This is a genomic window from Glaciimonas soli, from assembly GCF_009497155.1.
Lineage (GTDB): Bacteria > Pseudomonadota > Gammaproteobacteria > Burkholderiales > Burkholderiaceae_D > Glaciimonas > Glaciimonas soli.
In genome coordinates, this window is sequence record NZ_WINI01000001.1 from 1 (window position 1) to 11,589 (window position 11,589).

Here is an 11,589-nt window from a genome sequence, read left to right on the forward strand (position 1 = left end):
ACCCAGAAAACCCCATCCTCTTAACCGAGGGTGGGGTTTTTGCTTTGCATAAACGCTTGGTGCGAACGATTGGCAGTGCCGCTTGTTAAGCAAGCTCAGGCTGCGCCGACGTCAACAGCGCGATCAACCAATCAACGCGCTGACAGATGCTGTGCGGCTGACCATAAGCTTACCGCTGGCGCGATGCAGAGCCCTGCGCATTTCCGGCTCCCATTTCTCCTGCCCCCGTAGTTATCGGCAATAAAAAAGCCAGCTGATTAGGCTGGCTTCTTAAACAGGACTTATCAATTGCATATCCACGCTCGACGAAAAGGCCAAAGGTCCAAGCCCCGTTACAGGCTTGATCCATGCCGCAGGCATCACCAGCCCAAATACTAAAGGTCGGCCTGTGCGGCACGGTACTTGTGCTTGAGGAGAGTTACATCACCGCACCAATTTGCCAAGGTACGAATTCATTTTGTCCGTAACCGTGGACTTCACTCTTCGTGCGTGTGCCGGACGCGACGGCTATGATCATGTGGAAAATCTGCTCACCGACGGTCTCGACATCGGTGATGCCGTCGGCGATGCCGCCGCAGTTGAGATCCATGTCTTCTTCCTGGCGCTGCCACAATCCTGAATTGGTTGCTAGTTTCAGCGACGGAGAGGGCGCACAGCCATAGGCCGAACCGCGTCCGGTAGTAAAACAGATCACGTTGGCACCGCCGGCAACCTGCCCAGTGGCGGAAACCGGATCGTAGCCGGGCGTATCCATGAACGTCAGGCCTTTGGCGGTGACCGATGCGCCATATTCGACTACATCTACCAGGTTGGTGCTGCCTGATTTGGCCACTGCACCCAACGATTTTTCCAAGATGGTGGTTAAGCCGCCAGCCTTGTTGCCGGCCGATGGATTATTGTTCATCTCCGCATTTTGGCGCACGCAGTATTCTTCCCACCAGCGAACACGAGCTAACAGTTTGTTGCCGATTTCAGGGGTCGTGGCGCGGCGCGTGAGCAAATGTTCGGCGCCGTAGATCTCGGGCGTTTCCGACAGAATCGCACTGAATGTGAAGCTCTGTATGCAAGGGTATCCATTTCTGCATGGTCTGATGCTGTCGTTTGAACCATTGGACGGTGGCGCATGGTCGAATTACATCAAGTTTTTCAATACCGACAATCTATACCTTACGATACCAGGGCTAGCGATGGCGTTCTGTCTGTCGTTCGTGCAGGCCTTCTCGGTCTTTCCGTCCGCGGTATTGTTAGGCTCGCCCGCCGGGCCAACCCGGGTCATTTCGATTGCCGCCTATGAGGCTGCATTCGAAAATTACGATTATCCGATGGCCTCTACGATTGCCATGATTATGGGCATGGTGCAACTTGCGGTGGTCGCTTTTGTACTTGGGCTGCGCAGCATGGTGTATCGCGGGCCAGTTACTGGCGGAAAGGGGTAAATCATGACGAAATCAATATCGCCAACTGCGATCATGCCGATGTCTGCTTCTGCTTCGCCAAAGCCGCACGTTAATTGGTGGAGCCGTATCTGGAGTGGCCTGGTGATCGGCTTCATGACATTCTTCTTGCTCAATGTCGGCTTGATGATTGCTTCGGTAGCCACCAACTCGATCGCTCGCAGCTGGTTCGGCACCTGGCTGCCTGACGGTTTTACTTTTGAATGGTACGCATCCGCCTGGAATGAGTTCCAGCTTGGTGACGTATTGCTGGTAACGGTAGAAGTAGTGCTGGCCGTTGTGGTGTTGGCATTGGCAATTGGCGTGCCAGCCGCATACGCATTGGCGCGCAGAGATTTTCGTGGAAAGCGTTTGTTGACCATGTTGTTTCTGCTGCCGCTGATGATACCGCCGATCACCTACGGTATTCCACTGGCCACGCTGATGTACCAAATGCATCTTGCGGGAACCTTGTTTGGTGTAGTGATCGCCAATTTGTTGCCGGCCTTGCCGTTCGTTATTCTGGTTATGACACCGTTTATCGAACAGATCGACCCGAATCTGGAATCGGCTGCACGCGTGTTCGGTGCGTCGACCTGGAAAATGTTCCGTCATGTGTTAGTGCCGCTGTTGGCACCGGGCATCCTTGCTGCGTCGTTGCTGGTACTGGTGCGCACCATCGCGATGTTCGAGCTGACCTTTATGACGGCCGGATCGGATACCCAGACGCTGGTCGTGGCGCTGTACTACTCAGTGTTCGCAGCCGGGGTGCGGGCTCCACAATCGATCGATGCGATGGCAATGGTCTATATGATCATCACGCTGGTGTGGCTGTTGATTGCGATGCGTTTTGTCAGTCCGACACAACTTGTCTCCAGGGTACGTGAGCACCCGCAGGGCGCTTAAGGAGATGTGATGAGACTTTCGAATACAGCTTTGGCATCGATGGGTGCGCATCAAATTGTAATCGTGCCTAAGTATGACCGCTATCAGCTATCCCCAGGCATCGTGCATTTAGGCTTGGGGGCCTTCCATCGCGCACATGCGGCGGTATACACGGATCACGCAATTGCTGCTGGCGACCAGCGCTGGGGGATAGTTGGTGTATCCCTGCGTCAGGCGGATACCCGTGATGCGCTTGCGCCGCAAGACAATCTGTACACAGTGGTTGTGCGTGACGGCGGTGGCGAGCGATTGCATGTCATCGGCGCATTGATCGCGTCGCTGTTGGCACCGGAGAACCCGCACGCGGTGCTGGCCGCGATGGCCGATCCGCGTTGCCACGTTGTCAGTCTGACGGTGACTGAAAAGGGTTATTGCCACGATCCGGCGACACGTGCCTTGCGTCTGAATCACCCCGATATTGCACATGATTTGACGCATCCCGATGTACCGCGTTCTGCCATCGGTTTCATCGTGCGTGCATTGGCGCTACGCCAAAAGGCGGGGCTGCCGCCGTTCACCGTGCTGTCGTGCGACAACCTGCCGTCGAATGGGTTGACTACACGTGGCTTGGTGCTGGCGTTCGCCGCAGCCATTGACCCTGGACTGGCGCATTGGATAGCTGAGCATGGTGCCTTTCCTAACGCGATGGTGGATCGCATCGTGCCAAAGACTACCGAGGATGACCGCGCCAGCGTTGCGATTCGCCTTGGTGCCGACGATGCATGGCCGGTGATGACCGAACCGTTCAGCCAGTGGGTGATTGAGAACCGGTTTGTCGGACCACGGCCGCGCTGGGAGGATGCCGGAGCGACCATCGTAGCGGAGGTTGAGCCATACGAAAACGCCAAACTGCGCATGCTCAATGGCACGCATTCCAGTCTCGCGTATCTGGGTTCCGTGATTGGCTATGTAACGGTCGATGAGGCCATCGCCGATACACGATTAGCCAATTTTATTGCTGCCATGATGGGTGACGAGATTGAGCCGACGTTGTCGCGTCCCGGTCTGGCTGTGTATCGCGCGCAATTGCTGGCGCGCTACCGCAATCCGGCGCTCAAGCACAAATTGCAGCAAATTGCGATGGACGGGTCGCAGAAATTGCCGCAACGCTTGCTCGGCACTATTCGCGATCGTTTGCTGGCTGGTGCGTCCTGCGACCGGCTTTGTTTTGCCGTCGCCGGCTGGTTTCGCTATCTGGTCGGCAAGGACGAGTCCGGCCTTGCATATCCAATTTCCGATCCTCTCGCCGAAACGTTACATGCCGCTGCGACCAGCTCTCTGAACGCGGCGGAGCAAGTTGTTGCCTTGCTGGCTGTGCGTGAAGTGTTTGGCGATGACTTGCCCCGTAATCAGCAGTTCGTTTTCACATTGACTCAACACCTGGAAAATATCGGTAAGTACGGAGTCGTTGAGGCGATGAGTGCTTTGGAATCCAAAAAAGCGTGAGCACGTGAGACAGCGCTTCAGCATGTATGAAGCGCTGTCGCATGAAAAATAGAGGAGGGGATGATGGGCATTGACAAGCGTTTTGACATTGTCGGATTGGGAGAGCCGATGATCGAATTCAATGAGACGGGGACCGCTCTGTACCGACAAGGGTTTGGTGGTGATACTGCCAATTTTGCGATTGCTGCGGCAAGGCAGGGGGCAAACGTCGCATACTACACGCGCCTCGGTGATGATCGCTTCGGCCGCATGTTTCTCGATTTATGGGCCAAGGAAAGGATTGATACGTCAGCAGTCGGGATTGATCAGAATGCGCATACCGGCGTGTACTTCGTCACGCATGGTACGGATGGACATCAATTTGAATACTTGCGCGCTGGTTCCGCCGCTAGTCGCATGACCGTTGATGATTTGCCGCTGAATATGCTTCGTGATACGCGCTTCCTGCATGTATCGGGCATCAGTCAAGCCATTAGCCCAACTGCCTGCGATGCGGTGGGCGCTGCGGTGGCAACTGCCAGCGCAGCTGGCGCATCTATTACCTACGACCCGAATCTACGCTTGCGATTGTGGTCGCTGGCAAAGGCGAAAGCCACAATTGAAGCCACGATCCCGCACATTGATATTTTCTTGCCTAGTCTTGATGAAGCGTTGATTCTGGCCGATGCCGATAACCGCGATGACGTATTTGCGTGGTGCGCTCGGCACGGCGCGAAGAACGTGGTGCTCAAATGCGGCGCAGAAGGTGCGTGGATCTGGCAAGAAAGTGATGGCGTGCCGCGACATGTGCCGGGGTTCGCAGTACAACCTATCGATGCCACCGGCGCCGGCGACTGCTTTGACGGCAGCCTGGTTGCGCGTCTTGCCGTCGGTGAAAGTTTACTGGACGCAGTGCGTTACGCCAACGTGGCTGCTGCAATTTCGACGACCGGATACGGGGCCATCGCGCCGATTCCGCATCAGGCCGATGTTCTCATTAAGTTGGTAAATAAATTGGCAGTGACAATGACGGAGGCCGCCACTTGATCACCACGCCTGGCAGAGCCAGTTAACTATCGCGGAAATATCCGCAATCCCCTTCGGGCGCTAATGCGGCGCCAGTGACAATGAGTAGTGGTTGGTTTAACCACCCTCAGGGGCAGACTTGCGCCCGCATCACACGGAAAGTGTGTCGAGCGTCGTACCTAGTAGCACCGTAGTTTCCATGAAATATTCAATAACTTATAAACAGGGGATGAAATGAAGACGAAAAGCAGTTTGATGATAGCTGGAGTGATGGCAATGTCGATCGGGGCAGTGTGCGATGTTTATGCGCAAAGCAGCGTACCGGTTGTTGCGGCGGCAGTTCCGACGTTATTCCGCTATACACGGTAACGCCGCTACAAGGCATGCAGAACACGCTAGCCCAGTTGGGATCGAGTGCAACGGTAAATCTGGTCGTCGTTGCCCCAGATAACAGCAATCTTGCAGCCGTGGTCGATGCTGCGAGCAAGGCCGATGTTGTGGTCATCATGGCTGGCACGCTTGCAGAGGAGGGACAGGACCGCCTGAGTATCTCGCTGGATGGAGGCGACTACATGAACACCACTGGCACGTACATCAACCAAAACCAGAACCAGAACGCTATGATAACCACAGTTCTCGCGGCCAATCCGACGAAGACCGTTGTCGTTCTAAAGGACAACGCGTCAGTGCTGTTGCCATGGATCGATCAGGTTCCTGCGGTACTGGAAGCGTGGTTCCCCGGTCAGGAAGATGGCAACATTGTCGCTAATTTGCTATTCGGTACGGTCAATCCGTCGGGTAAGCTGCCGGTCACGTTCCCGAAGAACGATGGCGACTGGCCGGCAAATACGCCCACACAGTTTCCAGGCATTATGGTCAATGGCAAACCGACGGTGACCTACTCCGAAGGCTTGAATATCGTCCAGCAATGGAACATCGCCAATGATCAGTACAAGGTCCTTGTTGGTAATTCGTCGAGAAATCTGAATCTCAACAGCACGATCATCGTCAGTAAGTAAGGCGAGGTGATGCAGGACCAGCGAATTTGCTGGTTCGGCACCGCCAGGTCGATCGGCAGGTGGCCATAGATCTGTCAATCTTGGCGTTCGGTATGGGGTAGTGCGATTATCTGCACCGCGCCGGGTGCGCCGATTGGGTTTGGCGCATCGATTGGCCTTGTTAGTTCTGTGTTGTGCTTGCCGCGTGAGCAGCATTAGTGAAAGACGCCCTTGGGTAACCCCCAGTTCTCCCATTATATTTAATGGGATTTTTTTTGGGAGCGATGGCGCGACACTTCGATGCCGTGCCCAAAATTTATTAGCAAAATAGCGGGCACTGCATCATTCGTTCTAATTTTTGCGCTTGCTACCGATCATCAAAAAGTCGTTACGGACTTAGCGGCAGTGTTTAATTTGAAACCATTTTATTGAAATGACCTATTAGCTCAATTTTCAACTGCCGCATCGCGGTTAGCGTAATTTACCGATGTATCGGCGGGGTGTTCCAAGTGCTGTAGAAGCTTGCTGACCATTATGATCACAGTCAATCCTACGATGACGAAGAAAATGGCCATGGGAGTGAGGCTATGAATAGACACGAATCCGGCCAATCCCATCATGGCCGACGAAACGAGCAGCAGGGCAAATCCGAGGATGGCACTAGTCAATCCTGCAATGTGAGGAAAAATCGAATTTCCCTTTGCCATCAGGGTCGGATACATGGCGCCGGCGCAAAATCCCATGAGCAGAACAGGGGTAGTCAGCGTCCATACGCGCAGTCCGACTGTCACGGAAAGAATAAGCATGACGAACGCGGCGCCAGTCATGACGCGTGCGCCGATCCGAAGGCGCTGTTCCGGAGTAGGCAGGCGTGGATGATGTATACGATTAGAAATGCCGCCGAGAAAATACATCAATCCGATTGCAAGAGCCAGATAGCCAAAATAGGTCGGTGGCTTGTGCAAAGTGTTTTGCACCATGAATGGGCCAACAATGTTGAACACCAAAAGAATGCTGTAGCACAGTCCCTGCGAAAGAAAACAGCTACGGAAAACTGGACTGACGAGCACCATGCGCGCATTCTTCACCAGCGTTTTCATATTCAGATGCACCGGTTGCTGTAGCGTTTCGCGGTAACGCCAAAGTACTGCCCACATCACAAATGAATAGACCAGCAGGAAAATCAGGCAGGAACGCCAGCCGAACATTGCTTGCAGATGCGCACCAATGACCGGAGCCACAATCGGCGCCAATCCCCACGCCGTCGCCATGTAAGTAAAGGCATGCATCAAGGCCTGACCAGAAAACGAGTCAGTGATGATGGCCTTGGCAAGCAAATTGGTCGCAGCGATGCCAAAACCTTGCAGGCAGCGTGCAAATACGAACGTTTCCAGATTGCTTGCCGCGAGCGAGAGCAGGCAGCCGCACGTAAAGACTGCCAATCCCAGTGCAAGAATTGGTTTGCGTCCGTATGCATCTGCGAGAGGGCCGAAGACCAGTTGGCCGAACGCATAGGCCATCAGATAGCTGGTCACGCTCAATTGAATGGCTTGCGGCGAAGCCTGAAAGAAATGCGCCATCGCGGGCAATGCAGGTACATAGATGTCGATTGCAAGCTGCCCGGCGGAAGCAAAGGCGCAAATGAGAAATAATAAAAAGCGGGGGTGATTGGTGGCGTTACGCATAGAAGGGTTTTGTCGCAATACGAAGATGGGGACTAGCGGAATTTTAAAAAAAGAGGTGCCGCATGCTTGAGGCAGAATAGGCCGCAATTCTGCCACACTTAGACAATTTGTGAATTTGATGACGACGGTGAGGCGGGGAAGTTGAATCTTCATCTGGGTCCAGGTAATACTCGCGCTACCATGAATGCCATCTTTTTTGAGTGAATTTGATGTGCCCGACATCAGCAGTTCCTAAACGTTTACTTTGACTTGTCTCAGTGGGCAGGCTACCTTGACGGCATAAAGGAAGGGGCAAGAACCCTTCGCAACCCGCAAACTTGAAGAGCATCAATGAATAATAGGAAAGCTACTCTTATCGGACTCGTCGCGGTGCTTCTTTGGAGCGCAATCGTTGGATTGATACGCGGCGTCAGTGAGCATCTCGGTCCCACAGGAGGCGCTGCGGCGATTTACAGTGTCGCCTCGGTGTTTCTGCTGTTCTCGGTCGGGTTCCCGAAGCTCAGCACCTTTCCTAAACGATATTTGTTGTGGGGAAGTCTTTTGTTCGTTGCTTACGAGCTATGCCTTTCTCTGTCCATCGGTTACGCAAATACAGGCAGACAAGCAATTGAAGTCGGCATGGTCAATTATCTGTGGCCGACATTCACGCTCATTTCGGCAATTGCCTTCAGCAACCAGAGGGCAAACCTTTTGGTCGTGCCTGGTTTCGTGCTCTCGTTGCTGGGAATTTGCTGGGTATTGGGTGGCAATCAAGGGTTGGACTTGGCCGGTATGCTGGTCAACGTTCAGGACAACCCACTCAGCTACGGACTGGCTTTGGCCGGCGCAATCATCTGGGCTGCGTATTGCACTGTGACGACCAACATCGCGCGAGGTAAAAACGGCGTTACGCCGTTCTTCATGCTGGTGGCGTTGGTTCTTTGGGTGAAATTTTTCCTCGGAGATCACGGCCAGATGTCCTTTAGCGCGCCGGCAATCATCTATCTGTTGTTGGCCGCAGCGGCGATGGGGTTTGGCTACGCAGCATGGAACGTTGGCATTTTACATGGCAACGTCACTGTTCTGGCGGGAGCCTCGTACTTCATTCCCATCTTTTCGTCGGTGCTATCTGCGTTTTTGTTGCACGCACCTTTGCCAAGATCATTCTGGGTTGGTTCGTCCATGGTGTGCGCTGGTTCGATTCTCTGCTGCTTGGCCACGAGGACGAAAAAGTCACCGCCGAGTCAAAGAGATGTGGTCGCAAACAGCTAGTCTATTCTTTTCGTGAAAAAAATATTTTCACAAATCCCCAGATGGCAGCGATGATTACAAGGCCGCCTAGCTTTGTGTACCAAGTCGAAAACCATTGTGTATTCAAGCTCGTTAATTCTAAAGATGAATCATGGGACATAACGCTCCCTGGTCCAGCCTTAGATGACCAAAAATTGAGCGCAGGCCAAAAAAATAGCCAAAATAAAGCAAGAATGATAGGCCAAGTTTTCTTGAATCTTATTTGTTTATATTTATTTCCAAACCGTAAAATTGCGCCTGCAAGTACCGTAGTTACAATCCAGCCAATAATTATTTCGCCTCCAGTCGGCATGTCGATGCCGAACCACGACGAGAACTGCCAAACAGAAAAAAACATAAAAGCAGCCACGCACGCAATAACAACTTTTACAAAACTATTGTTGCCGCCATTTTCATTTCCGGAATTTACACTCACATCATCTCCATTGATCATCTTGCATCTTTAAATAATAACAGAAGGACAATGAAGCACTAGCTGTTAAATATTGCAGTAGGGGGAATGATGTTGATGGTGTGTAGCCAGAAATGGCGGCGTAATATTTGCAGAGTCGGATTGATACCGACGCAGACTATATTTCAGAGTATTGAGTAGGCGTAAAAAAAAACCACGTGAGAGCAGGCTAATTTGAATAATATTAGACACTGTCTAATATACAGTGCTGTATGTATACGCAGCTTGCGCAGTAAGTCTTTGATTCTATTGGTCGGGACGGAGTGATTCGAACACTCGACCCCATGCACCTGATGCGGGAGTTTATAAGTCCGTACCGCCCGTAAACATTGGCTTTCCACCTGGATCGTATAATATCCAGCGGTTCTTCATGAGCCTGTATCTCGCATGAAATAGTGACGTACTTCGCCAGATTATACAAATTTAGGTTTATTCCTGATTTAATTCGATGAGTCGGGAATTTGTATTTTTTCGCGTAAAACGACGACCCATATTCGGCTAGAAAGATCCGTCAGTGCATCCTCTTCAAAAATAACAGTCATCCGCATGCGTTTACCGTGTGCATCGGCTTTAATGAAATGGACGCTCCTTTCAGTCAAACTGGCAATTTTCGCATTTTGGCACTTCGATACCGTTTCGAAATAAGGCGCCCATTTCATTAAAACCACTGAGGAATGCATCGCTTTTCGCCGAATCAAATCAGCAATTCGTCGTTAATATTGGTGGGGCCGGATCGACTAAAAACTGATTGCTACCAAAAGGGCGAGCTAAGCGTCGTGCCAACTCTGCGCCCCTGTGTTTCGATTTATCAATGCAAGCAAAGAGGGAAATTGAACTCGGACTATGAATAAAGAAAATAATGTTTTAAGTGTGAATCAAAAAAATGTCGTGCACTCATCCAACTCTGAAATGCAGGAAAAAATTGTACAGCCTACGTCTACATGGTTCAGTCAGATAAAAGCAGCGATTTTTCGGACGCATACCAAAACTGATGAGCAAGGTGAGAGGCCTCCCAGAGATGTTGAAATACACTCGGCCGAATCGCACGGCGGGGTAAAAAGTGATCCACTTGAAGAAATGAAGCGGATGAAGGAGTTTTATAAAGAATTTGTCGCGATAGGAAAAGACACGCTTGAAGTTGGATGGAAACTTGCACCATTGGCGTTTTTGCCGACGGGCTTGCTTCTATGGGTTTACCTCCGATCAATACATTGGACGGGACTGTTTCAAGATTCGGCGATGGCGGTAAGTGGCCTGGTATTTTTATTTGTAGCGGCACTGTTTTTGGCATTTGCAGTTTTACTACAGTTCGTTGCCCCGTCCGTAATTCTGATATGCACCGTCTCTGGCTATGCTCAAAATCGCTTTATGCCGAAATATGTTGCGAATATTTATCGCTGGGCATTGGTGGGTTGGCTCATTGGAGTTAGCTTGATCATCTGGTGGGACAATAGTAACGGCAAATGGATAGCGTTGGCATTGCCAATTGTGACGTCGTTGATTTATTTGTTTGTATATATGCGGAAAGAGCCAACTTTGTTGCCGGGCAAGTCAACATTTGCGTGGTTTATGAAAAATGCTGGATGGTCTCTTGCGGCGACATTCACGGTTGCTTCCACCAGTTTACCATTGGTAATCGGCTTACAAATCGCGGGTCATGTCCCTAATATCGAAGAAGGTTGGCAAACTTGGGTTGCGATGGGAGTCTGCATCGGGATCTCGGCAATCAGTCTCGTCCCTGGATTGATGTATTTAGGCGCGAGAACTTCTAGTATGGGTGCTTATCGCCCAATGAAATTTGCAATTGGCGGAGTTGTTTTTATTTCATACGTAGTCATCAGCAGCGTTGTTTTTTTTGCCCCGGTGTCATCGACAGTGCTGCGCTTATCCGGTATTTACAGCAATGAGCTTCAGACGTTTCAGGTTCGTGAACCTACGCTTACACCTGTGTTTACCGCAGTGGGCTTGAATGTCACCAAGAAAGAAGATTTAACTTTGGTCCGCGCTTATCTTCGGTATGGATTTGGAGGGTATAAGCTTCTGTGTGCTAATAAGTTTAACCCGGCTACTGTTTCTCAGGAAGCAGTGAAGAAAGCTCGACTTGATAAAAAGCCGGACCCGGGCATCGTTGGCGGGAGCCACTGCGCTCCGGCCTATCCCAACGAGGTTCGGGAGATAAGAGAATAGTCTTTCCAGGACTACAGGCTTAGGTGCAGCGGTAGGCGTTAGGAGGCGAATTCCGGTGTAAGCATTCTTAGTGGAAAATGAGATGAAATGGAAAAGGCCTACAAGTCAAGAGCTGTAATCCTTTGATTTTATTGGCCAGGTATTCTAGG

The 11,589-nt window shown here is 51.6% G+C and carries 8 protein-coding genes and 2 pseudogenes; 7 read left to right on the top strand and 3 right to left on the bottom strand.

The features are described from left to right. Positions 1-418 precede the first annotated feature (418 nt). Positions 419-1,045 (bottom strand): annotated as a pseudogene (locus GEV47_RS00005) (altronate dehydratase); the annotation flags it as partial. 121 nt (positions 1,046-1,166) lie between these two features. On the opposite strand from GEV47_RS00005, the pseudogene GEV47_RS00010 reads away from it, so the two are divergent. The 5 genes and pseudogenes from GEV47_RS00010 to GEV47_RS00030 all read left to right on the top strand — a co-directional run. Beyond that, a pseudogene (locus GEV47_RS00010) lies at positions 1,167-1,436 on the top strand (ABC transporter permease); the annotation flags it as partial. 39 nt (positions 1,437-1,475) lie between these two features. Beyond that, positions 1,476-2,339: an ABC transporter permease gene (locus tag GEV47_RS00015; RefSeq protein WP_194270575.1), complete on the top strand. Its 864-nt coding sequence runs from the start codon at positions 1,476-1,478 to the stop codon at positions 2,337-2,339. Between the two features lie 9 nt (positions 2,340-2,348). Next, on the top strand, positions 2,349-3,824 hold the full coding sequence (locus GEV47_RS00020; protein ID WP_153232690.1) for a mannitol dehydrogenase family protein: 1,476 nt from the start codon (positions 2,349-2,351) through the stop codon (positions 3,822-3,824). A gap of 60 nt (positions 3,825-3,884) precedes the next feature. Further along, positions 3,885-4,850, top strand: coding sequence for a sugar kinase (locus tag GEV47_RS00025; RefSeq protein ID WP_228124501.1), 966 nt, complete (start codon positions 3,885-3,887; stop codon positions 4,848-4,850). 272 nt (positions 4,851-5,122) lie between these two features. Beyond that, positions 5,123-5,848, top strand: a complete 726-nt coding sequence (locus GEV47_RS00030; RefSeq protein WP_153232691.1) for a glycoside hydrolase family 3 protein — start codon at positions 5,123-5,125, stop codon at positions 5,846-5,848. A gap of 425 nt (positions 5,849-6,273) precedes the next feature. Here the strand turns inward: GEV47_RS00030 and GEV47_RS00035 are convergent, their stop codons facing one another. Next, positions 6,274-7,512 carry a multidrug effflux MFS transporter gene (locus GEV47_RS00035; RefSeq protein ID WP_153232692.1) on the bottom strand — a complete coding sequence of 413 codons (1,239 nt, stop codon included), beginning with the start codon at positions 7,510-7,512 and terminating at the stop codon, positions 6,274-6,276. A gap of 330 nt (positions 7,513-7,842) precedes the next feature. Between GEV47_RS00035 and yddG the strand changes: the two genes are divergently transcribed. Continuing rightward, entirely contained in the window at positions 7,843-8,763 is a 921-nt protein-coding gene (gene yddG, locus GEV47_RS00040) for an aromatic amino acid DMT transporter YddG (protein ID WP_153232693.1), read from the top strand. A 1-nt stretch (position 8,764) separates the two neighbouring features. Here the strand turns inward: yddG and GEV47_RS00045 are convergent, their stop codons facing one another. Then, entirely contained in the window at positions 8,765-9,217 is a 453-nt protein-coding gene (locus GEV47_RS00045; RefSeq protein WP_153232694.1) for a hypothetical protein, read from the bottom strand. 879 nt (positions 9,218-10,096) lie between these two features. Between GEV47_RS00045 and GEV47_RS00050 the strand changes: the two genes are divergently transcribed. Further along, complete coding sequence (locus GEV47_RS00050; RefSeq protein WP_153232695.1) at positions 10,097-11,440, top strand: hypothetical protein; 1,344 nt, start codon at positions 10,097-10,099, stop codon at positions 11,438-11,440. The last annotated feature ends 149 nt before the right edge of the window (positions 11,441-11,589 follow it).

Excerpts from the sequence above, each read along its gene's own strand:
- GEV47_RS00050 (WP_153232695.1), top strand. The coding sequence starts at position 10,097 with ATGAATAAAGAAAATAATGTTTTAAGTGTGAATCAAAAAAATGTCGTG.
- yddG (WP_153232693.1), top strand. The coding sequence starts at position 7,843 with ATGAATAATAGGAAAGCTACTCTTATCGGACTCGTCGCGGTGCTTCTT.
- GEV47_RS00020 (WP_153232690.1), top strand. The coding sequence starts at position 2,349 with ATGAGACTTTCGAATACAGCTTTGGCATCGATGGGTGCGCATCAAATT.
- GEV47_RS00015 (WP_194270575.1), top strand. The coding sequence starts at position 1,476 with ATGTCTGCTTCTGCTTCGCCAAAGCCGCACGTTAATTGGTGGAGCCGT.
- GEV47_RS00035 (WP_153232692.1), bottom strand. The coding sequence starts at position 7,512 with ATGCGTAACGCCACCAATCACCCCCGCTTTTTATTATTTCTCATTTGC.
- GEV47_RS00025 (WP_228124501.1), top strand. The coding sequence starts at position 3,885 with ATGATGGGCATTGACAAGCGTTTTGACATTGTCGGATTGGGAGAGCCG.